The sequence below is a fragment of the Sorangium sp. So ce296 genome (assembly GCF_051529605.1).
In the GTDB taxonomy this organism is placed as follows: Bacteria; Myxococcota_A; Polyangia; order Polyangiales; family Polyangiaceae; genus Sorangium; species Sorangium cellulosum_D.
Window position 1 is genome coordinate 2,128,061 of the sequence record NZ_CP150325.1, and the last position, 21,986, is coordinate 2,150,046.

18 protein-coding genes and 1 tRNA gene are annotated in these 21,986 nt (G+C 74.3%); 11 read left to right on the forward strand and 8 right to left on the reverse strand.

All coding sequences use genetic code 11. From position 1 onward, the window contains the following. Positions 1-16 precede the first annotated feature (16 nt). From WME98_RS08170 to WME98_RS08180, 3 genes are all read right to left on the reverse strand, one after another. Entirely contained in the window at positions 17-1,360 is a 1,344-nt protein-coding gene (locus WME98_RS08170) for a hypothetical protein (RefSeq protein WP_437950767.1), read from the reverse strand. A 101-nt stretch (positions 1,361-1,461) separates the two neighbouring features. Continuing rightward, complete coding sequence (locus WME98_RS08175; RefSeq protein ID WP_437950768.1) at positions 1,462-3,651, reverse strand: transglycosylase SLT domain-containing protein; 2,190 nt, start codon at positions 3,649-3,651, stop codon at positions 1,462-1,464. 274 nt (positions 3,652-3,925) lie between these two features. Continuing rightward, positions 3,926-4,909, reverse strand: a complete 984-nt coding sequence (locus WME98_RS08180; RefSeq protein WP_437950769.1) for a hypothetical protein — start codon at positions 4,907-4,909, stop codon at positions 3,926-3,928. 337 nt (positions 4,910-5,246) lie between these two features. Here WME98_RS08180 and WME98_RS08185 point away from each other — a divergent pair, with 337 nt between their 5' ends. After that, complete coding sequence (locus WME98_RS08185; protein WP_063823796.1) at positions 5,247-6,335, forward strand: hypothetical protein; 1,089 nt, start codon at positions 5,247-5,249, stop codon at positions 6,333-6,335. Between the two features lie 44 nt (positions 6,336-6,379). Here WME98_RS08185 and WME98_RS08190 read toward each other — a convergent pair whose 3' ends face one another. Beyond that, entirely contained in the window at positions 6,380-7,828 is a 1,449-nt protein-coding gene (locus WME98_RS08190) for an MXAN_5187 C-terminal domain-containing protein (RefSeq protein ID WP_437332867.1), read from the reverse strand. Positions 7,829-7,909: 81 nt separating this feature from the next. Here WME98_RS08190 and WME98_RS08195 point away from each other — a divergent pair, with 81 nt between their 5' ends. The 3 genes from WME98_RS08195 to WME98_RS08205 all read left to right on the forward strand — a co-directional run bounded on the left by WME98_RS08195 (position 7,910) and on the right by WME98_RS08205 (position 11,477). After that, positions 7,910-9,001 carry a histone deacetylase family protein gene (locus WME98_RS08195; RefSeq protein WP_437950770.1) on the forward strand — a complete coding sequence of 364 codons (1,092 nt, stop codon included), beginning with the start codon at positions 7,910-7,912 and terminating at the stop codon, positions 8,999-9,001. Between the two features lie 205 nt (positions 9,002-9,206). Beyond that, a tRNA-His gene (locus tag WME98_RS08200) sits at positions 9,207-9,282 on the forward strand. 812 nt (positions 9,283-10,094) lie between these two features. Then, positions 10,095-11,477 (forward strand): hypothetical protein, encoded by a 1,383-nt coding sequence (locus WME98_RS08205; RefSeq protein ID WP_437950771.1) that lies wholly within the window; start codon positions 10,095-10,097, stop codon positions 11,475-11,477. A gap of 82 nt (positions 11,478-11,559) precedes the next feature. Here WME98_RS08205 and WME98_RS08210 read toward each other — a convergent pair whose 3' ends face one another. Further along, entirely contained in the window at positions 11,560-11,829 is a 270-nt protein-coding gene (locus tag WME98_RS08210) for a hypothetical protein (protein ID WP_061625543.1), read from the reverse strand. A gap of 399 nt (positions 11,830-12,228) precedes the next feature. On the opposite strand from WME98_RS08210, the gene WME98_RS08215 reads away from it, so the two are divergent. Beyond that, on the forward strand, positions 12,229-12,732 hold the full coding sequence (locus WME98_RS08215) for a response regulator (protein WP_437332869.1): 504 nt from the start codon (positions 12,229-12,231) through the stop codon (positions 12,730-12,732). Positions 12,733-12,791: 59 nt separating this feature from the next. Next, the gene (locus WME98_RS08220) at positions 12,792-13,322 is read left to right on the forward strand and encodes a YqaA family protein (RefSeq protein WP_437950772.1); all 531 of its coding nucleotides are present in this window, start codon (positions 12,792-12,794) and stop codon (positions 13,320-13,322) included. 18 nt (positions 13,323-13,340) lie between these two features. On the opposite strand, the gene WME98_RS08225 is transcribed toward WME98_RS08220, so the two are convergent. Continuing rightward, positions 13,341-14,000 carry a hypothetical protein gene (locus WME98_RS08225; protein WP_437950773.1) on the reverse strand — a complete coding sequence of 220 codons (660 nt, stop codon included), beginning with the start codon at positions 13,998-14,000 and terminating at the stop codon, positions 13,341-13,343. A gap of 277 nt (positions 14,001-14,277) precedes the next feature. Here WME98_RS08225 and WME98_RS08230 point away from each other — a divergent pair, with 277 nt between their 5' ends. The 4 genes from WME98_RS08230 (at position 14,278) to WME98_RS08245 (ending at position 18,082) form a co-directional block, all read left to right on the forward strand. Continuing rightward, the gene (locus WME98_RS08230; protein WP_437950774.1) at positions 14,278-15,189 is read left to right on the forward strand and encodes a hypothetical protein; all 912 of its coding nucleotides are present in this window, start codon (positions 14,278-14,280) and stop codon (positions 15,187-15,189) included. Positions 15,190-15,195: 6 nt separating this feature from the next. Continuing rightward, a complete protein-coding gene (locus tag WME98_RS08235; RefSeq protein WP_437332872.1) occupies positions 15,196-16,080 on the forward strand; it encodes a protein kinase domain-containing protein in 885 nt (294 codons plus the stop codon). A gap of 95 nt (positions 16,081-16,175) precedes the next feature. Beyond that, a complete protein-coding gene (locus WME98_RS08240; RefSeq protein ID WP_061622294.1) occupies positions 16,176-17,366 on the forward strand; it encodes a cystathionine gamma-synthase in 1,191 nt (396 codons plus the stop codon). Between the two features lie 143 nt (positions 17,367-17,509). Then, positions 17,510-18,082, forward strand: coding sequence for a hypothetical protein (locus WME98_RS08245; protein ID WP_437950775.1), 573 nt, complete (start codon positions 17,510-17,512; stop codon positions 18,080-18,082). A 122-nt stretch (positions 18,083-18,204) separates the two neighbouring features. On the opposite strand, the gene WME98_RS08250 is transcribed toward WME98_RS08245, so the two are convergent. Beyond that, entirely contained in the window at positions 18,205-19,068 is an 864-nt protein-coding gene (locus tag WME98_RS08250; RefSeq protein WP_236644138.1) for a Stp1/IreP family PP2C-type Ser/Thr phosphatase, read from the reverse strand. 476 nt (positions 19,069-19,544) lie between these two features. After that, on the reverse strand, positions 19,545-20,102 hold the full coding sequence (frr, locus tag WME98_RS08255) for a ribosome recycling factor (RefSeq protein ID WP_061622296.1): 558 nt from the start codon (positions 20,100-20,102) through the stop codon (positions 19,545-19,547). 356 nt (positions 20,103-20,458) lie between these two features. On the opposite strand from frr, the gene WME98_RS08260 reads away from it, so the two are divergent. Then, positions 20,459-21,934 carry a sigma-54-dependent transcriptional regulator gene (locus tag WME98_RS08260; protein WP_437950776.1) on the forward strand — a complete coding sequence of 492 codons (1,476 nt, stop codon included), beginning with the start codon at positions 20,459-20,461 and terminating at the stop codon, positions 21,932-21,934. The last annotated feature ends 52 nt before the right edge of the window (positions 21,935-21,986 follow it).

Genomic DNA, 21,986 nt, shown 5'->3' on the forward strand with positions numbered 1-21,986 from the left:
CGCAGCCGGCGTCACCTCACGCGGCCGGCGTCGCGCACCGCGGCGCGTCCAGGCGCGGCCGCGCCGCCGAGGACGACAGCGCCTGCTCGAGCATCCCGTCATCCACGTCGCCCTCGGCCGCCTGCTCGATGGCGAGCCGCACGTCGCGGTTCGCGCAGCCCTCGGCCACGATCCGCAGCCGCTCCACCGTCTGGTCGTCGCGCGTCGATGACAGCGCGAGCGCCGCGCCGACGCGGAGCTCGGCCGGCGCGTCGCCGTCCTCGAGCACCGCGAACGCCTGCTCCCGCGTGAGCTTCGCCGTGCGGTAGTCGGCGCCGGCCTCGCTCACGAGGCGGCGCAGCGCCGCCCGCCAGGCCGGCGCGGTCAGGCCGCGGCGCTCGAGGAGCGCGCCCGCCCGCCCCACCTCGCGCGCGCCGCGCCCGCTCCGCTCGCGCACGAGCGCGAGCAGGTGCTCGCGGCGCCGCTCGGCGAGCACCATGCTGAGCCCCGTCTCGCTGGGATCGCGCAGCAGCTGCGGCGGCACGAGGGTCAGCGGCAGCTCCTCGCCCCCCGTGAGCACGAGCTCGACCCCGAGCGCGGTCTCGTCGACCCGCTCGATCGATCCGAACGAGACGAAGCGCTCGCCGGCCTCGTCCCGGAGCGAGAGCCCGTCGCTGCCCGCCACGAGCACACGGAGCGCCGAGCCCTCCCGGAGCAGCGCCGCGAGCACCCACGCCGCGGCGCCCGTGATGACGCCGAGCGAGAGCGCCAGGTCGAAATCGAGCACCGACCAGCAGATCAGCGACACGAGCGTCGCCACGCCGACGAACAGCCGGCGCCGGAGCGGCCGCGGCGCGTCGTCGTAGAGCCGGGCGCTCCACGTGCCCCGCGCCCGCCCGGCGGCGATCGCGCCGAGCAGCCGCTCCGCGTCGACCGGGTCGTCGACGCGCACGCGGATGACGTCGCCGTCGTCGGTCCTCAGGGCGACCTCGCCGCCGGAGCTCGAGAGCCGCGCGCGCGTGAGCGAGAACAGCGGGAACGACCGGCGGTCGCCGGGGCGCTCGATCCAGAGCGCGTTGCTCACCCGGACGACCGCCGCGCCGGACGAGCCCACCGCCGCGCAGAGCCACGCGATCGGCGTGTACAGGAAGCACGCGAGGCAGAGCAGCGCGAGCAGCGACCCGAGCAGCACGAACGGCATCAGCAGCACCATCGCGAGCCGGCCGGCGATGGGCTCGACGAGCGAGGCCACCGAGAAGAGGACCAGCAGCCACGCGAGCGCCGAGGTGAGCAGCCGGCCGACGAAGCGCGCGTCCGCGTAGGGCTGGATGAGCACCCCGCAGCGCTTGAACACGCCGTCGCTGCCAGCGGTTCCTGCCACCCCATCACGGTGAGCGCACCCGGCCTCGAGTTCAAGCGCACAGCGCAATTTCAGCGCAGGAAGAACGCCCGCGCCGCCGCGGCGCGGCCGCCCTCACGCCCTCAGTACGCGTCGGCGGGGGCGCGCGCGTCCGCGGGGAGCGTCAGCGGGAGCATCTCCACGGCCGCGTCCCCGCCGTCCAGCCACTGATACCGCGCCAGGTTCGCGAGGACGCGCCCCACATAGGTGCGCGTCTCGTCATAGGGGATCCGCGCCACCCACACGTCGGTGTCCCGGTCGATCTTCCCCTCGAGCCAGTGCGACACGGCCTTGGGGCCGGCGTTGTAAGCCGCGGTCGCGAGCGGCAGGCTCCCGTCGAACGTCCGCAGCAGCTTGCCGATGTAGAAGCCGCCGAGGCGCAGGTTGAGCGGCGCGCTCTTGAGCTGCCCGAGCTCGAAGCCGAGCGAGAGCTCGCTCGCGGCCTTCCGCGCGGTCGCCGGCATGAGCTGCATCAACCCGACCGCGCTCGCGGGGCTCACCACGACGGGATCGAACGCGCTCTCCTGCCGCATGAGCGCGTGGACCAGGCCCTTCGGCAGCCCGTGCTGCGCCTCGAGCGCGCGCACCTCGCCGACGTACGGCTCCGGATAGACGCACTCCCACGTCCAGCGATCGGCCTCCGACGGCGCGCGCTGGAGCGCCGCGGCGGAGACCGCCTGCGTGCCCACCCGGTAACGGCGCTTCGCCGGCGAGAGCATGCCGTACATCCGGCAGAGCGCCTCGCTCTCCTGCCCGTCGTAGGCCGCCGTCACCTCGCGCTCGTTCTCGGCGAGGTAGCTCTCCGCGTCGCCGTCGAGCCCCATCGACGCGAGCAGCGCCGCGGCCGGCGGCAGCTTCACCTCCACCGGCCGCGCGTCCCGGAGCGACGCCGGGACGAGCAGCGGCGGCATGGGCGCGCCCACCGCCGCGAGGCGCGAGCGCGCGAGCAGCGCGCCCCACGAGAGCGGCTGCTCCTTCATCACCTCCGTCCAGAGCCGCACCGCGCCGTCGCGATCGCCGCCGCGAAGCGCCGCGAGCCCCGCGAGCTCGCGCAGCCGCGCCGCGTCGGCCGGGCGCGCCCCGCGCGCGAGCTGCTCCAGCGGCTTGCGCGCGCGGGCCGCGCCGCTCGTCGAGAGCATCGCGAGCGCCCGCTCGTAGAGCGCGTCGTCGCGCCGCTCGCTCCGCGGGTAGGCGTCGATGAACCGGCCGTACTGCGCGACCGCCTCCGCGTAGCGGCCGACCTGCATGAGGAGCCGCGCCGAGAGCAGGCTCGAGAGCTCGCCCCAGCGCGTCCTCCGGAACTTGCGCGCGACCGCGAGGTGCCGCTCGATCGCCTCGGCCTCGCGGTGGAGCCGGGAGAGCGAGCGCGCGGCGAGGTGCAGCTGCTCCGCCTGCCGCGCCGACGGCGAGGCCGCGACCTTGAGGAACGCCTCGGCCGCGCCCGCGTAGTCGCGCGCCTGGTACAGCGCGGTGGCCCTGCGGTGGTGGAGCTCCGACGCCGGCACGCCCGAGAGCTTGTCGAGCTCGGCGATCGCCTCGGCCGCGCTGCCCCCGGCGACCATGGCGTCGACCTTCTGGAGCCGGTCGTCCGGCGAGAGCGGCCCCGGCATCTCGGCGAGGAGCGCCGCGGCCTCGCGCCCGTCGGGCGACGACGGCGCGCTCTTCACGATCCACCGGAGGTCGGCGAGCGCGAGCGCCGCCGCCGCGGCCTTCGCGCCGCCCTTGTCCCCCGATCGCTCGGCGGCGTCGCGCACGCCGAGCTGGACCCGCGCCCGCGCGAGCCGCGCCGCCGCCTCGTCGCGCGACCGCCGCGCGCGCTGCGCCGCGACCACCGCCCGATCGGCGAGCGCGCGGGCCTTCTGGAGATCGCCGCCCTTCATCGAGGCGATCGCCGCGCGCGCGAGGCCGGGCGCGCTGCCGGTGGCCTCGAAGTACGCCGCCGCCGCGAGGAACGGCCCCACCTCGAACGCCGCCTCCGCGCGGTAGCGCGAGACCTCGCGGGCGAGCAGCGGCAGCTCCTGCTCCAGGCCGTGGAGCAGCTCCACGGCCTTGCCGTGATCGCCGAGCTCGAGCGCGACGCGCGCCCGCGCGTACTTCATCGCCGGCAGCGCCCGCTGCTCCATCGGCAGGGCGTCGAGCCGCTCCGCCGCCTCGGCCCAGCGCTCGAGCCGCACGGCCTCGACCCACGCGCCGAGGGCCAGGGGCGGCGCGAGCGGCGGGACGGCGGCGGCGGCCGCGGCCGCCGCGACCGCTGCGGCGATCGGCGCGTCCAAGGGCGCGGCGCGCGCGGTGCTCTGCGAGGGCGGCGGTCCGGACGCGTGGGGCTCGGCGCACGCGGCGAGCGAGGCGCCGAGGAGGCACGCGGCGGCCAGCGCGCGGCGCGCTCCTCGCGCAGACGGCTTCGGTGGCGACGGAGCCCGTTTCATAGCCGACCCGGCGCGGTGGACGACCCGAACGCAGCGCGCCGTGAGGACCGGGCCCCGCGGGCCGAGAGCCCCCGCGCGCAGGCCGCTCGAACCGCAGCGCTCGCGCTGCCGACCCCTTTAGCTAGCAAGCTTCCGCGCCAGGTCGCAAACAAAGTGTCGGGGCCGACGCGATCCACCGCTTTCCGATCTCGACGTCCTCCTCGAACAGGAAGGCCGCGACCTCGTCGAGCGAGCCGGCGCGGTTCGGCGGCGCACCGAGGCGGAGCGCCGCGGCCTTGCCGAACGCGGCGACCACCGGGTGCGGCGAGCTCGCGAGCCGCAGGAGCTCGGGCACGAGCTCCGTGGCCCCGAGCACGCCCGCGAGGATCGCCGCGAGCGGCCGCGGGTCGGCGGGGCAGTCGTAGCTCCACGACAGCGCCGAGCGCAGCACCGTGACCGTCTCGGGCGCGGCCGCGCGCGCCGCCGCGGTGCGGTAGCCGCCGCCCGGGAGCGCGAGCTGCGCGGCGCCCTGGCTGGTCGCGCACACGCCGTCCGCCGCCTGCAGCAGCGCCGCGGCGATCGGCTCGGTCACCCCGTCGCCGAGCACCGTCTGCCCCTCGATGTCGCCGGCGACGGGCCGCGCCGCCTCCTGCGCGTAGCCCTCGAGGTTGGCGAGGAGCCGCTCGAGGTCCACCGCGCCCGCGGCGCGGCCGGCGAGCACGTCGCGCGCGGTGTGCACCGTCACGAGGCTCGACACGACGGCCGGGGTCCCGCCGCGCATCGTGTGCGAGACGTCGACGCTCACCCGCTTCACGGCGGGCCACCGCAGCACGCGCGGCTCGGTGTCCGGGTCGACGAGGACGCCCCAGGGCACGACGGCCATCGCCACCTCGCGCGCGCCGCGCTGGGCGCGGAGGCGGTGCTCGGCGCGGGCCAGCGCGAGCACGCCGAGCGCGCTCCCCACCGCCATGAGCCCCAGCGAGAGCGCGTGGCTCCCGGCGCTCCACATCGCCGCGGAGGCCCCCGCGAGCCCCGCGGTCCCCGCCGCGGCGAGCGCGCCGGTCGAGCCGGGCTCCGGGTGGAGCCACACGTAGCGGAAATCCGGCGGAGGCAGCTTGCGCAGCACGATACGACCCCGGACAACGACTCTAGGCCGCCGCGCCACCGCGCGCCACCGGATGCGCGGGCGCCGCCGCGCGCATCCGGCGGCGCGGAGGCGCCGGCGCGCGCGGGCTCGCTGGAGGAGTGAAGGAATCCACGCGCGGCGCATGCCACGGCGCGTCGAAGGCGCGCGTCGTGCCGATCGCAGCCGTGCGCCGAACTCCGCGCCCCCGCCTCCGCGCGCCGACCTCCGCGCCGCCCGCGCCGCCGTGCGTCCGGCGGACGGCGGACGGCCGGCGCGTGCGGCGCAGGTGGGCGCTGCGGCGTTCCGCGCGCGCGGCGCGGTGGTAGCTTCGCGGGCGGTGCTGCTCTCCCGCGTCCGCCTCGCCCACGTCGGTCCGTTCGATGATCTCTCGCTCTCCTTCGAGGACGCCGACGGCGCGCCGCGCCGGCTCGTGGTCCTCTTCGGCGGCGACGGCGTGGGCAAGACCTCGATCCTGTCGGCGATCGCGTCGACGCGGCCCGGGTACGCGGTCGCACAGCTGAAATCGCGCGGCGACGACGGCTCGCCCCCGCTCGTGGTCACCGACTGGATGCTCGGCACGGACGATCCGGCGCGCGCGCACCCGCTGCGCGTCGCGAGCCCGAACGCGCGCCTCGACGAGCCCGAGGACGCGGCGCTCCTGCGGCGGCGGGAGCAGGCGCTCTTCGAGCGGCGCGCGGCCGAGGGGGGCTTCGTCCTCGTGGCGCTCTCGGGCGCGCGCTGGTTCTCCCGCACCGCGATCGTGCTGACGACGCCCGAGCGCAGCATCCTCCGCTACGACGTGCGCGCCGCCGCGAGCTTCGACGACGCGACGCGCACCGACCTCGCCCGCGAGACGAAGCAGGTGCTCTCGTTCGTGCCGGTCGCGGCCGCGATCGCGCGCGACCGCGCGAAGAACAAGCCCGAGGCGCGGCCGGACGCGCGCGCGGACGCGCAGGCAGCGCGGCTCGGCGCGCTCGAGCGCGCGCTCAGGGAGGTGCTCGAGGCGCTGCTCGAGGGCCACGACGCGACGTACGTGGGCGTCGATCCGCTGCGGCTCGAGCCGATCTTCGAGCGCGCGGACGGCCAGCGCGTCGACTTCGACGATCTCGGGCGGAGCGCGCGGCACACCATCGCGTTCGGCGCGCTGGCGCTCCGCGCGCTCGCGTCCGCCCACCCGACCGGCGATCCGCGGCTCGCCGAGGGCGTGGTCCTGATCGACGACATCGAGGCGCAGCAGCCGGCGCACCGGCAGCGCTCGCTCGCCGCCCGCCTGCGGGCGGCGCTCCCCAACGTGCAGTGGATCGTCACGACGTCGTCGCCCGCGTTCGCGCTCGGCTGCGACCTCTCCGACGTGATCGCCCTCCGCCGCGAGCCCTCGTCGGGGCGCGTCGAGCCGCACGAGGGCCCGGACGCCGTGCTGCACTGAGCGGCCGCGGCGCGCCGCGCGGCCCCCGGCGCGCGCGCCGCGCGTCAGGCGAGCGGCACGGCGAGGAGCACGACCTCCTTGCCGCGCACCTCGATCTTGTAGCGCATCGGCTTGCCGTGCTTCCGCCCGAGCTCCTGCTCGCTCGCCTTGAGGCGGGCGACGAACGCGTCGCGGGTGATGTGATCCACCGGGTCGCCGAGCGACCTCTTCGCCGCGATGTACTCGGCGAAGATGCGCGCGTAGTAGGCGTCCTCCGGCTCCTCGAGCAGCGCCTTGGCGTCGGCCGGGATCTCGCCGGGGGACAGCGCGGCCATCCGCTCGTCGACCTCGAGGGCGTCCCGGAACGACGCCGACGTGGGCGCGCGCGACGGGCGCCCCTCGGCGTCGGTCTCGTCCTCCTGCACGCCGAGCAGCTGGTTCAGGAGCGAGTTCAGCCGGAACACGAGCCCGCCGAGCTCGGCGTGCTCGATCCCGAACCGGAGGTCGGTCCGGCCGTTCATGATCGCGAGCAGGCCGTCCTCGATCTCGGACACCGGCTGCGAGATGTACGCGTCCAGGAAGTAGGCGGCGATCACGACGAGCACGAGCCCGAGCGCGGTGACGCCGAGCAGCGGCCAGACCAGCGAGCTCGCGAGCCCCGGCGTCCGGATCTGCGCGATGCTGAGCAGCACCGCCCGCCGCCCGTCGCCGTAGCCTTCGAGCGCGTGCCCGACGGCGCCGTACTCGCCGGACAGCCCGCCGATGTCGACCGCCCGCCCGGAGCTCAGCGCCTGGAGGGCGCTGTCCTTCGCCGGCGACGCGGTGAGCGCCGCGACCAGCTGCGGGGGGGTGTCGCGCGACTTCGCGACGACGTCGAGCCCGTCGCCCGACTGCATCGCGACCACGAGGAGCCGCCCGCTCGTGCGCTCGCTCGCGTTGGTCAGCCGCTCGTCGTTCAGCGCGGTGCCCACCGCGACGGCGCCGATGATCTGCCCGGCGTCGCTGCGGATCGGCGCGTAGGACGCGAGCAGCTGCTCGTTGCGCGCCCGGCTCACCCACACGTCCGAGCCGGTCACCCCCTGCTCGACGGCGCGCTTCAGCGACGGGTAGACGGCGCCGAGGTTGTCCCCGCGCATGAGCGCGGAGCCGTTCCGTCCGAGCACCACGCCCTTCGTGTCCACCAGGACGACGAGGGAGGGCGGGGTCCTGCCGAGCTCTGGCGAGGCGGCGACCGCCTCCCGGATGGCGTTGGCGGCGCTCGTGGCCGCCTCGGCGCGGGCCGGGGCGGTGCCGGCGTTGAACGGCTCGCGCAGCTTCGGGTCGCTCGCGTGGGAGGCGAGCCACCGCTCCAGCACGAGGCCGTCCACCTGGAGCTGCGCCATGGCGGCCGCGAGCGCGCGCGACGCCTCGCCCGGCCGCCCCATCTCCGCGAGGGAGGCGCGCGTGAGGGCGTACGAGAGCCCTCCGACCATGAGGACAATCACGGCGAAGACTGCGATGATCTTTCCGCGCATCCTGCGTCTCCACTCCTTCTTTCGGGGGCTCAGGGCAAGCTACCATCCGCTGCGGCGCTGCTACAACTCTCCACCCAGCTCATGGTGCACTTGAATCACCCGCACTCCGAAGCCCCGCGCCTCTACGTCGTCGACGACGCGCTGTTCGAGCAACACCGCGCGCGCGGCGCGCACCCCGAGCGCCCGGAGCGGCTCGAGGCCGCCCGCCGCGCGATCGAGCGCTGCGCCGCGGCGGGCCTCTCGATCGAGCGCGTCGCGACGCGCGACGCCACCGAGGACGAGCTCGCCCGGGTCCACGCGCCCAGCTACCTCGAGTCGCTCGGTCGGGTCAGCGGGCACTACGCCGCGCTCGATCCCGACACGTACGTCGTCCCGCGCTCGGTCGACGCGGCGAGGCGGGGCGCCGGCGCCGCGGTGGCGCTCGTCGAGGCGGTGCTCGCCGGCCCCGGTCGGCTCGGCGTCGCGCTGCTGCGCCCGCCCGGCCACCACGCGACGCGCGAGGCGGGCATGGGCTTCTGCCTCCTGAACAACGTCGCCGTGGCGGCGAGGGCCGCGCTGAGCAGCGGGTTGTCGCGGGTGGCGGTGATCGATTTCGACGTGCACCACGGCAACGGCACGCAGGACATCTTCTGGGACGACCCGCGGGTGCTGTTCTGCTCGCTGCACCAGTGGCCGTTCTACCCGGGCACCGGCTCCGCCGAGGAGGTGGGCGGCGGCGAGGGCGCCGGCTACACGGTGAACGTGCCGCTGTCCGACGGGGCGACGGACGCGGTCTACGAGGCGGCGTTCGACGAGCTCGTCCTGCCGGTGCTCGACGAGTACGCGCCCGAGCTCATCCTGGTCTCGGCGGGGTTCGACGCGCACGAGCGCGATCCGCTCGCGGCGATGAAGCTGTCGCGCTCGGCCTACGCGGCGATGGGCCGCCGGCTCGCAGCGATGGCGGCCGCGAAGGCGGGGGGGCGGCTCGCCGTCTTCCTGGAGGGCGGCTACGACCTGGCCGCGATCGAGGGCTCGCTCGCCGCCGCGCTGATCGCCGCCTCCGGCCGCGAGGCGGACGAGCCGGTGGGCGCATCCGGGCCGCCGCCCGCGCAGCGCGCGCCGATCTCGACGCGCCACCGCGCGGACCTCGACCGCGCCCGCCGGGTCGCGCTGCGCCGGTGGGCGACGCTCTGAGGGAGGCGGGGGAGCCGGGAGGGGGGGCAGGGGGGTGGGGGGAGCAGCGCGGTGGGGGCCAGCGCGGGGAGCAACGCGGGGCCCGGGGGGAGCCGGAAGTGAGCCCGGACCAAAAAGAGCGACGCGCCGTGCGTTTACCCGATTGCACTCTGCGCGGAGCTGAGTATTCTGCCAGGCCTTCGCAGCCCCCGGGCCGCGAAGAACGGTGGGTATAGCTCAGTTGGTAGAGCACTGGATTGTGGCTCCAGTTGTCGCGGGTTCGAATCCCGTTACTCACCCCAGGTAGGACACAAGCCCGAGGCCGCCCAGCAAGCGACGGGTGCCCCGGAGGCTGATCGCATCACGACGGATCAGCAGACCGCCGAGGCGGGCCTGCCGCGTTCCTCGCCCGAGCGCCGCGGTACAGGCTGCGGCGCCTCCCGAACGGGCGCGCCGTGCCCTGCGCATCGCAAGAGGCGGCGGCGCCCGGCGACGCAAGAGGCGGCGGCGCCCGGCGAGCGACCGCCTGACGAGCGCGGCGCCTCCAGCAAGGCCCGCGCAGCGGCTCGCCCGGCGACCCGCCGCCCTCCCGACGCGGCATGCCCGCGGGAGCGACGCGCGCGATCTCCGCGCTCTGCCTTCTTCCTTCCACCCGCGAGCCGCAGCCCCCCTCTCTCGGCCGCCCCCGCGCGAGCGCGATGCGCGCCCCGGTCCGAGCGCGCGACGCGCTCCACGCCGTCGCCCTCGATGAGCGCGTTCGCGCGTCGCCTCAGGAGCGCGCTCGCACGTCGTCTCATGGGCGCGTCGAGCGTCACCTCATGAGCGCGCTCGCACGTCACGTCCTGAGCGCGTCGCGCGGCATCTCACGAGCGCGTCGCGCGGCATCTCACGAGCGCGTCGCGCGGCATCTCACGAGCGCGTCGCGCGGCATCTCACGAGCGCGTCGCGCGGGGCTCCGTACATCGCTCGATTCAATAAGTGCTCTTCGCGAGCCCCGGAGACAGCGATTCATGGATATCCATCCATCGCGGTGAGCCTTTATCCCATCTCCCGGAGACAGCAAGTCTCGCCGCTGTAACCGGTTCGCCACAGTGCCCGCATAGGGTCCGCGCCCATGAAAACCACGCTCCCTCGGAGCCGCGCGCTGGCCGCGCGGCTCATCTCCGCCGTCTTCCTCGCGATCGGCGCTCCCGGGCTCGCGGCGTGCGCCGCCACGGCGGACGACGTCGCGGATCCTGCCGAGATGCCGGCCCCCGGCGCCGTCGATGTCGTCCAGCCGCTCAAGCTGTCCGAGCGCGCCCGCGTGCCCGAGAAGGAGCCGGGGTTCGTCGCCGCGGAGCTCGGGGAGCGCGAGCTCGTCATCACCCACGACGGCAGCCTGCCGCCGTTCGCCGCGGGCGACGTGCTCGGCGGCACGCAGGGAGGCGGCTACCTCGCCCGCGTCGTGCGCGTCCGCGCGCTCGACGCGGCGCGGGTCGCGCTCGAGACGACCCCCGCCGACCTCACGGAGTTCATCACCGAAGGGCACGTCCACGTCCACTACGACGCGCGCGAGTACGCGCAGGCCATCGACGAGCACCTCGCGCGCGCCCGCGAGCTCGGCCTGGAGGGCGACGAGCCGATCGCGAGCCAGGCGGAGGCCCTGAAGATCGCGTCCGGCGCCTCCTTGAAGCTCTTCGAGCTCTCCTCGGCCTCGCTCCCGGCCTCGTGCGGGGTCACCGCGCACGGGACGGCGGCGCTCGACGTCACGGCCGAGCTCTCTCCGGTGCTCGATTTCGAGGTCCACGTCGGCCCGCGCGGCGGGATCAACCCCGTCCCGGAGCTGAAGCAGCTCCGCTTCGTCGCCTCGGGCAGGCTCGACGTGAGCGCCACGCTCCAGGGCTCCGGCACGGTCACGGGGAGCTGCACGGTCGATCTCCTCGAGCTCGCCGGGGGCGTCCCGAGCGTGCCGCTGCCGACGCTGACGTTCTGGGTGGGGCCCGTGCCCATCGTCGTCACGACCAACGTCGTGCCGAGGGCGACGGCCGATGTGGGGCTGTCGTTCACGGCCGCCGAGGTGGCGGCCGAGGCGCAGACGACCGCCGAGATCGAGGCCGGGGTCGACTACAAGAACGGGACGTGGCGCACGATCTGGGATCCCTCGTGCTCGGCCTCGGGGACGGCCTCGATCGGGGCGCCCGGCGCGATCACGGCGTCCGGCAAGGTGAGCGCCGGCGCGGAGCTCCGGTCGCGCCTGTACGGCATCGTCGGTCCGAACGTCGGAGTCCAGGCGTACGCGCGCGTCAGCGCGGAGACCGCGCCGCCCTACTGCTCGTACGACGCGCGGGTCGACGGCGGCGTGCGCGCCTACGCCGAGGCGGAAGCCGGCGTGTCGGTCGGCCCGCTGAACCTGACGTTCAAGCGCCTCGATCTCGTCGATCTCGAGCTCCTGCGCTTCGACGCGCCGCTCGCCTCGGGCAAGCTCCGCGACGCGCCCGAGTGCGACGCGGAGCCGTGATCGCGCCGGCCGTCATCGCGCCGGCCTCCCCGCCGGGAGGCCCGGCGCGCCCCGCCGCCCGCGGCGCGCGCGCTCGCCGGGCTCAGGGGTCCGCGCACGCCACGTAATCGCACGACGCCTCGTTCACGCACTCCTCGGTTCGCTCCACGAGGCCTTCTCCCTCGAGGCCGAGGCACGCGGTCTCACAGCTGGTCTTGCTCGGCGGCGGGTCCCCTTGCTCTTCCGCGCAGAGGATGCGGTGCTTGCAGAGCTCACTGCACGCATGCAAGTTGTCCTCGTCCTTGCACCCCGCGGCAAAGAGGCCGAGAGCGGCGATGACGAGGGGGATCGATCGGAGTCCTGCGTTCTTCATGGGCAGCTCATCTCGGTTGTGGGGCTCTCCCCGGCGAGCGACCCGCTGCCGACCGGCAGACCGGGTCAGCGCACGAGAAGGCGAGCGCGCGATCCGGCAGGATCGCGGCGCGTTGCAAACGGCCTGCAGGCCTCACCATGAGGCCACGCCTCGGCGCCCAGCATAGACGAATCCCAGGCCGCCGCCCACGGCGCGGCCGCCCACGGCGCGGCCGCGCGCGGCGCGCCCCCGCGCGCCGGAGCCACGCCCGCGCCGCGCCGTCTCTTGCGCGCCGCGCGCCGAGCTCGCCGCGCATCGAGCCAGCGCGCCGGCCGAGCGCGCCGCCGCGCTGGCTCGATGCGCAGGGCGTGGTACATTGTGTCATGGGCGCTCCGACGCGCGCTCCACGATCCACGCCGAATGCCCTCCAAGGAACCCGATACCCTGCTCGGGGCCGATCCAGCCCAGCGGCCGGATCGCGAGAAGCCCGAGTCCACGCGGCTTCCTCTCGTGCTCGTGGTCGACGAGGACAGGGGCCTCTGGCAGCCGCTCGGCGCCCTCCTCTCGGAGCGATATCGCCTCGTCGTGTGCGCCTCGGCCCTGGACGGGGTCGCCGCGTTCACCGAGGACACCTGCGCCGTGATCATCGATGTGCGGATGTCGGGGCAGGACGGCTTCTGGGTCTGCGACCAGATCCGCAAGGTGCAGCCCGAAGTGCCCGTGATCTTCTATTCGGCGTATCAGGACGAGCAGGACTCGTTCGAGGTCATCAACGCGCACCGGCCGTTCGCGTCCGTCGACAAGCACGGCGACGCGCAGAGGCTCCTCGACGCCCTCGAGAAGGCGACGCGGATCTTCCAGAGCACGCTCCGCAGCAGGCGGATCATCGAGCGGCTCCAGCGCCGCCGGCAGGAGGCGGTCTGAGCCAGCAAACGAGCGAGGCGCGCCCGCGCGACGACCGGCGAGATCTGTGGCGCACGCTGGTGCAGCTGGTGCTCAGCCTGGCCGCGCTCTTCGGCCTCATCGCGCTGGCGGCGCACCTCGCGCGCGACCAGCTCGACGCGCTCGGCCGCGGGTTCGTGGAGCGCTTCGGCCTCGCCGGGATGTTTGTCGGGACCTACCTCGCCGACGCGTTCTCGTTCCCGATCCCGCCGCAGTTCTACATGCTGACGGCGATCACCTCGGGAGGCTCGCAGGTCGGGCCCATGATCGCGATCTCGGTGGCCTCGCTCCTCGCCGGCTGCACGGGATACCGGCTCGCCGCCCACCTCGCGCGCTTCCGCATCTTCGCGGCGCGCCTCGAGCGGACGCGGCCCAAGATCGATCGACTGTTCGACCGTTACGGGTACTGGGCCATCGCCGTCGGGAGCGTCTCGCCGGTCCCCTTCTCGATGCTCTGCTACCTGTCGGGGCTGTACCGGATCCCGCCGCGCTACTTCTTCACCATGGTGCTGTTCCGGGTGCCTCGCCTCCTCATCTTCTACGCGCTCATCCGGATGGGATGGAGCCAGTGAAGCCGGAGGCGTGAGCCCTTACCTGGGGCTGTCCGCCTCCTCGGACGGGTTCACCCGGACGCGCTCCAGGATCTGATCGACCATGCCGAGATCGATCCCGGAGCGCTCCACGACGTTCCTGGAGAACAGCCGAGTCGCCTCCTTCGCGAGCTCCTCGTCCGGGAGGAACGGCCGCGCGGGCGACCGCGGCGCCGGCAGGCCGATCTCCTTCTCGAGCTCGGAGATCGCCCGGATCATCTCCTGGTAGCAGGCGGAGGCGATCTGCACGGAGAACGGGAACACCTGGACATTGCCGCGGCCGGCGCGCACGGCGTGCAGCGTCGCGGCGGCCTGCTCGGCGAACTGCCGGCTCCCGAACGCGTTGGCCATCTGCGCGTACATCGCGATGGACTCCTGGTCCGCCGCGAGGTCCTCCTCCCGCGTGCGCGGCGCCCCGGACGCGGGCGCCGACGACCACCGGACGATCATCCGCGCGTAGTCGTCGAGCGCGCGCCGCTGGAGGGCCAGCCGCTCCAGGAGCGCCTCCCGCCGCTGTCGCTGGAGCTCCGCCCTCTCCTCGTGCTCGGCCCGGCGGTCCGCGCTGAGATCTGCCGATCTGCGCGCCACGTAAGCGCCGATAAAGAGGGCGACGCCGTTGCTAACAGCGATGAAGAGCATCTCCAAAATCTTGGGATCCATGCCGTTCTCAAGACTTCTATCACGTTCGCGATGAACGCAGAGATATGCCGCATGACGCGAAGAAAAGTTGGCCACCGCCCTCCCCCCGTGCAGGTGCGTGGCCATCCCACAGGCCGCCGCGCGCGCGGCGGCGGCGACGCCCGCCGGTGAGCTCGCCGCGCGGGCCGCGCCCCGCTCTGCCGCGGCGCGCTCCGTCGCGCGTCGCCGGCGCGGGTCCCACCGCGGCGCGCGTCCCGCGGCACGGCGATGCGCGCGGCCGGCGTGATACGATGTTCGCATGACCGGCTCACTCGACGCAGGCGCGGGCCCGCACCTCGCCGGGCTGGAGGGCCCGCTGCGCGAGGCGCTGGAGAGGAGCCTCGCCGACCGGCTCGCTCGCTGCCCCGGGGCGGAGCTCAACCTGGACAACGCGTTCTGGGGCGCCCCCGAGCCCCGCGACCTCGGCGAGGCGCTCACCCGGTTCGGGCCGTCGTGCGTCAACGTGGTGGTGCGCATCTTCGAGCGCATCCGCGATATCGACCCTACGCTCGGGCTATGGGCGCAGATCAGGTATCTGCGCAACGTGTGGGTCGGCGGGAGCGCGGGATTCAAAGCGGTCTACGCCGAGCCGGCGGCGATGCGCGAGCGCCTCGACGGCCAGCTCGCCGGGACGGGCGGTCGCCGCATGGCGCGCGACACGATCCTCGGCGGGATCGAGCACCAGCGAGGCCCGCTGCTCGGCGCCCTCACGGGGAGCATGGGCTCGCTGCTCCGGGGCGGCGAGCCGCTCGACGCGGACAGCTGGCGCGAGGTGCACCGGCCCGATGAGGAGGCGATGCACATCTGCGTGGGCAAGCGCGATCCGCGCCTGCCAGAGCTCGACGACATCCACCTCGACTGGAGGTCGCCGGTCGTGGGCGTCGACGAGGCGACCGGCCGCTGCCGGTACGGCCTCTTCATCAGCGTGGTCCACTGGGCGCAGGCGCGGTTCGGGCTCGGCAACCCGGTGTTCCCCTTCCAGCGCATCGACGATCGGGTCGCCGCCCTCTCCGGCCTGGGCGACGCGCCGGCGCGCTGGGCCGATTTCGTGGCGCGCTGGCGCGAGGCGCGGTGGGCGCTCGCGGTGCGCGGCAAGGGCGGCGCGGAGGAGGCGCTGCGGTGGCTCCGCGAATGCGGCGAGGCGGCCCCGGCGCCGGGAGGGGGCGGCTGAGGGCCCATGCCCTACCCCGCTCCCGACGGCACCGAGCTGGTCGAGCACCTCGGCGCGGGCGCCACCTTCGACGTGGCGCTGGTCCGGCTCGGAGGCCCGCCGCCCGGCCCCACGCTGGTTTGCAAGCGCCTCGCCCCCGGCGCCCTCCACGCGCACGCCGGGCGCGCCGCCATCGTCCGCGAGGCGAAGGCGCTCTCCCTCGCCCGGCACCCTGCCCTGCCCGCGCTCGCGCGCGTCGGCGTCGATCGCCACGGCCCCTTCCTCCTCGAGAGCCGGCGCGAGGGCGCCTCGCTCCGCGACGTGCTCGACGGATGGCGCGGCCGCGGCCGTCCGCCGCCCGCGTCGCTCGTCGCCCACGTCGTCCGGACCGCCATCGAGACCCTCGCCGAGCTCCAGGAGCTCGAGGACGCCGCGGGCCCGATCGGCTTCGTCCACGGCGATCTCGGCCCCGATCACGTGCTGCTCGGTCCGCTCGGCGACGTCGGCCTCGTCGACCTCGGCGCCGCGCGGTTCCGCGGCATGGATCCCGATCTCGAGACCGCCGACCGGGGCACCCTCCCGTTCGTCGCCCCCGAGATCGCCCGCGGCGAATCGCCGCCGACCGCGCGCGGCGACGTCTACGCCATGGCGGCGACCCTCGTCGCCTTCGCCACCGGCGCGCCGCTCACGCGCGCGCGCGAGCAGGCCGCGATGCTGGTCGAGATCGGCGAGTCGGGCCTCCGCCTCGACGCGCTCGCCGCCGCGGGCGCGCTCTCGCCGGGGCAGCGCCGCGCGCTCGCCCGCGCCCTCGACCGCGATCCGGAGCGGCGCGTCGAGAGCGCGCGGGCGCTGCTCGACGCCTTCGACGCGGCCTCTCCGCGCGCCAGCGACGCGGCCTCTCCGCGCGGCTAGCGCAGGCCCAGGAGCGCTGGCGGCGCGCGCGCGCCCGGCCCTCGCGGGCGCCAAAACCGTGGACGCACGCGGCCCGTGGGATAAGTCTCGACCGCATGAAGCCCCACCTAGGTCACGACAGGCTCGCCCTCGACACGCTCGCCATCCACGCCGGCCAGCCGCCGGATCCGACGAGCGGCGCGGTGATGACGCCGATCGTCCTCGCGAGCACCTTCGCCCAGGAGCGGCCGGGCCAGCACAAGGGGTTCGAGTACTCGCGCAGCGGCAACCCCACCCGCAAGGCGCTCGAGGCGTGCCTCGCCGCGATCGAGGGCGGTCGCCACGGCTTCGCCTTCGGCAGCGGCTCCGCGGCCACCGCCACGCTGCTCCACACGCTCCGGCCCGGAGATCACGTGCTCTCGGGCGACGACGTCTACGGCGGCACCTTCCGGCTCTTCGACAAGGTCATGCGGCCGATGGGGATCGCCTCGACCTCGGTCGACATGAGCGACCTCGACGTCGTCCGCAAGTCCCTCACCCCGGCCACGCGGATGATCTGGATCGAGACCCCGACGAACCCGATGCTCAAGATCTTCGACATCGCCGGGATCGCGGAGATCGCGCGGGCGCACGGGGCGCTGCTCGTCGTCGACAACACGTTCGCCACGCCGGTGCTCCAGCGGCCGCTCGACCTCGGCGCCCACGTCGTGGCGCACTCGACAACGAAGTACCTGAACGGGCACTCGGACGTCGTGGGCGGCGCGCTCATCACCTCGGAGGACGCGCTCGCCGAGCGGGTCGCGTTCCTGCAAAACGCCATCGGCGCCGTGCCGAGCCCGTTCGATTGCTACCTCGTGCTCCGCGGGATCAAGACGCTCGGCGTGCGCATGCGCCAGCAGTGCGCGTCGGCCGCGCTCATCGCCGGCAGGCTCGCCGAGCACCCCGCCGTCCAGGCCGTGAACTACCCCGGCCTGCCCACGCACGCCGGCCACGCGCTCGCCGCGCGGCAGATGCGCGCGCCCGGCGCGATGATCTCGTTCGTCGTGCGCGGCGGCCTCCCCGTCGCCTCGCGCTTCCTCGAGCGGCTCGCGATCTTCTCCTGCGCCGAGAGCCTCGGCGGCGTCGAGTCGCTCGCCGAGCACCCCGCCATCATGACCCACGCCTCCGTGCCCGCGGCGGCGCGGGAGGCGCTCGGCATCGCCGACGGCCTCCTCCGGCTCTCGGTCGGCCTGGAGGGCGGCGAGGACCTCTGGAACGACGTCGCGCAGGCGCTGGAGGACGCGCAGGCGCAGGCGCCCCGCGGGTGATCGCGCGCGCGGGGCGCGGGGGCGCGGCCGCTCGCGCTCGTCGCGCGGTCGCGCGGGGCGCGGCCGCCGTTTGATCGGGGGCCCTCGAGTACGATAGAAGCGAGGTGCGGCCTCGGGGCCGCCACCCACCACCGGAGCTTGCCATGAGTCTCGCCCGCCTCGGCTTCGTGCCCGTGCTCGGCCTTCTACCCCTGCTCGGCTTCGGCTGCAGCGACCCGGCGCCGCCCACCCCGCGCGCCGCCTACTCCCTGAACTTCGTCAAACCGGGCGCCAGCTGCAACGTGGGGAACCACCTGGAGGTCCTCGGCGAGGTGAGCGCGGCCCGGCGGCTCCGGATGGTCGCCGACGGCGAGGAGGGCGCCACGGTCGACTGCACCGTGACCGGCTCGGGCACCTTCGACGTCTCGGCGACGATGGCGCTCAGGAACAGCACCGCCGCCACGGACGTCCGCATCAAGATCGTGGACATCAGCCCCGCGGCGACGAAGGAGATGCCCGCCAGCGGCAGCATCATCTTCTCGTCGGCGAAGACGAGCGGCACCGCCTTCGTCTCCACGTCCGACGAACAGTGTCAGTTCTGGTTCGACGCGGACAGCGAGCAGGGGGTCGACGCGGGCAAGATCTGGGTCGTCTTCGAGTGCCCGTCCGTGACCGACGGCCAGTACACCTGCGAGATCACGCGGGGCGCCCTCGCCCTCGACAGCTGCGGGAGCTGAGCCGACGGGGGCGCGCGGCACTTAACCCGCGCCCCCGCGCGTCGGCGCTTCGCAGAGCGCGCGTCGGCGCTTCTCGGAGCGCGAGGCCGTGACGCGCGGGCGCAGGCCACGCCCCTCGCGCGTCAGCTCTTCTCGGAGCGCGAGGCCGACGCCGCCGGGACCGTCGACCGCTCGCCCATGTTGACCTGCTGCGAGTCGGCGGGCGGGCCGATCGTCGCGCTGTTCGGGAGCTCGGCCTCGTCCTGCTCGTCGATGCGGATCACGAGCGCCGTGATGTTGTCCTCGCCGCCGTTCTCGTTGGCCTTGGCGATGAGGCGGCGGCACATCTCCGGCACCTCCTCGGTCGAGCTCACGATCTGGAGGATCTGATCGTCCGAGAGCATCCCGCTCAGGCCGTCCGAGCAGAGCAGGTAGACGTCGCCGGGCTGCGGCTCGTCGCTGATCAGGTCCACGGCGACGCTGTCGTTCATCCCGAGCGCGCGGGTGATGACGTTGCGCGGGAGCTCGGCCCGCTGCTCCTCGGTGAGCTCGGGCATCGCCATGATGTAGTCGTTGAAGAGCGAGTGATCGCGCGTGAGCTGGCTGATCGAGCCCTTGCGGACGCGGTAGGCGCGGCTGTCGCCGACGTGGCCGACGTAGATGCGGTTCTTCTTCTTCGAGAAGAGCGCCCCCACGACCGTCGTGCCCATCCCGGCGCAGTCGCGCGACCGGATGCTGCGCTCGAAGATCTGGCGGTTGGCGACCCGGATGCCCGCCTGGAGCCGGTTCTCCTCCTCCGACAGGCTGGTGTCGAAGTGGAATGGCCAGGTGGCGTCCTCCCGCGACGTGGACCGGAAGAAGTCCGCGATGGACTCGGTCGCCAGCCTGCTCGCTACGTCCCCCGCGCGGTGGCCCCCCATGCCGTCCGCGACGATGAACAGGTCATACTCCGACAGGACGGCGTAGCTGTCCTCGTTGTGGTCGCGTTGGAGACCAACGTCCGTCATTCCTGAAGCGATCGCTCGCATAACCTCGGGAATCCTTGAGACGGCTCCGGGCCTTTGGCTTCGAGCACCAACCGTTTCATGCTACCGAAAACCTGTCAAGCAGGGCCTCTCGCACCGTAATGGGCGTCTTCAGACGTCCACTCGCCGACCTTCCTGATCCTACCGACTCGGACCGGGGGGACCGCAAGCCTCTTTTTCGTTGAACGCTTCATTGTCGGCCCGGGCGTCGGTCCGGCGCCGGCGCGGGCTCTGCCCCGGGCCCCGCGCCGGCAGGGCTGCGGGGCACCTCCAGGGCCGTCCTCGACGAGGCTCGCGCGGCGCCACCGCTCACGCCGGGCGGCGCCAGGCGGCCGCGGACCACGCGCCCCCTCGCGCCCCCTCGCCCCGAGGACCCGGACCCATCCCGCGATGACCAGGGACGCCGCATCGTGCGGCCCGGCCTTCGCGCTCGGCCGCCAGCGCCGCGGCGGCCCCGCTCACACGTCCAGGATGTCTTTTTCCTTGGTCGCGATCACCGTGTCGACCTGCCTCGTGCCCTCGGCCACCACGTCCTCGACCTTCTTCTTCGACCGGTCGGCCTCGTCGCCGCTGACCTCGCCGTCCTTCTCGAGGGTGTCGATCATCTCGTTGGCGTCTCGACGATGCTTCCGGATGGCAACTTTACAGTCCTCTCCGTTCTTCTTGGTGAGCTTCACCATCTCGCGGCGCCGCTCCTCGGTCAGCGGCGGGATCGGAAGCCGGATGAGATCCGCGTCCACCTGGGGGTTCAAGCCGAGATCGCTCTCCCGGATCGCCTTCTCGACCGCCTTCACCTGGTTCTTCTCCCAGGGCTTGATCGTGATGAGCCGGGGCTCCGGCACGGACACCGTGGCCATCTGCACGATCGGCGTCGGCACGCCGTAGTAATCGACGCGGATGCCGTCGAGCATGGCCGCGTTGGCGCGCCCGGTGCGCACCTTCGCCAGGTCTCGCCGGAGAGCTTCGATGGCCTTGTCGATCCCTTCGCGCAGCTCCTTGATGATGTCCTCGAGCATGATCCGGCTTCCTCCGTGTGGGGCTCGCCCAGCCCGCCCTCTTCGCGGGCGGGCGCGGAGCTTACCGCGTATTTCTGGGGCGGCGGAGAAATCGATCCGCCCCGGCGCCGCCGGCGTCGCGGCCGGACGAACGCTCGCCTCCGTCTGGGCGCGGGCGCCGCGGCGCGGACCGCAGGACGCCCCCTCTCGGGACGGCGGACGGCAGGACGCCGCCGGCGGACCGCGGAACGCCGCCGGCGGACCGCGGCAGTCCGCGAAAGTCCGCGCGGCAAGCGCCGCGCCGGCGGCCGGGCGGCGCCACCTCCGCTGTCACGGTCGCGCCGAGCTGTAGTAACTCTGGGAGGCAGGGCCACCCGATGCGCGATCTGGACTGGAACAGCTTCGACGTCCTCGTCGTCGACGACGAGCAGGACAACCTCGATGCGTTCCGGTTCGCCTTCAGGAAGTCGTTCAAGCTCCATTACGCGCTGGGCGGCGCCGAGGCCCTCTCGCTCCTCGAGCGGCTCGATCCCGCGGTGATCGTCGCGGACCAGCGGATGCCGGAGATGAGCGGTATCGAGTTCCTCAAGCAGGCGAAGGAGCGGCGGCCGGACGCCGCGGGCGTGCTGCTCACCGCCTACGCGGACATGACCGTGCTCATCGACGCGGTCAACTCGGGGGCGGTCGACCGCTACGTCCAGAAGCCCTGGAACTCGAAGGAGCTCGCCGTCGTCCTCCGGCAGGCGATCGCCGGCGTCGCGACCGTCCGGGAGAACCGGCGGCTGCGGGAGCAGCTCGCCCACTACGCCGGCTACCTCGAGCGCGAGCAGCGCGACCCGATCGATTTCGGGGAGATCGCCGGCGAGAGCGAGGCCATGCGCGAGGTCGCCGCCCGGATCGGCGAGGTGGCGAAGGCGGCGACGCACGTGCTGATCGAGGGCGAGGAGGGGGCGGAGAAGGAGGTCGTCGCCCGGGCGATCCACGTGGGCTCCCCGCGGGAGGAGCAGCCGTTCGTCAAGGTGACGTGCGCCGCGTTCCGGGGCGAGGCGCTCGAGCGCGAGCTGTTCGGCTGGCGGCGCGGCGCCTTCGACGGCGCGTTCACCGAGCGGGCCGGGCGGCTCGAGCTCGCCCACCGGGGGACGATCTACCTCGACGAGCCGGCGCCGCTCACGCCCTCGCTCCAGGCGCGGCTGCTCCGCGTGCTCGCCGAGGGCGAGGTCGAGCGGCTCGGGTCGACCGAGACCACCCGCGTCGACGTGCGCGTCGTCCTGTCGCTCACGCCCGGCATCGAGGAGGCGTGGGCGCGCGCGGGCGTCTTGCCCGAGCTCGTCTCCCGGCTCTCGGTGTTCCCGCTGCGGCTGCCGCCGCTCCGGGAGCGGCGCGAGGACATCCGCGCCCTCGCCGAGCACTTCCTGCGCAAGTACGCGCGCCGCAACGCGCGCGCGGCCACGTCGCTCTCGGACGAGGCGATCGCGAAGCTCACGGCCTACGCGTGGCCGGGGAACACGCGCGAGCTGGAGAACGTGGTCGAGCGCGCCGCCATCCTCTCCCGCGGCGACGTGATCCTGCCCGAGCACCTCGCGTTCACCGCGCGCCCCCAGCCGGCCGAGCCGCCCGCCCGGCCGCCGAAGGCCGCGGACCCGGAGGCGGACGCGGCCGGAAAGGCGCTCGCCGCGCCGGCCTCGTCGCGGCCGAAGCTCGACCTGAGCTCGCAGCTCGACGACATCGAGCGGCGGGAGCTCCTCGCCGCCCTCGAGCGCTGCGGCGGGAACAAGGCCGAGGTCGCGCGCCAGTTCGGCATGCAGCGCACGACCCTCTATTACAGGCTGAAGCGGCTCGGCATCGACACGTGACGTCCTCCGGACGATCGCGCGGATCGCGGCCGGCGGCGCCGGCGCGCGGCGC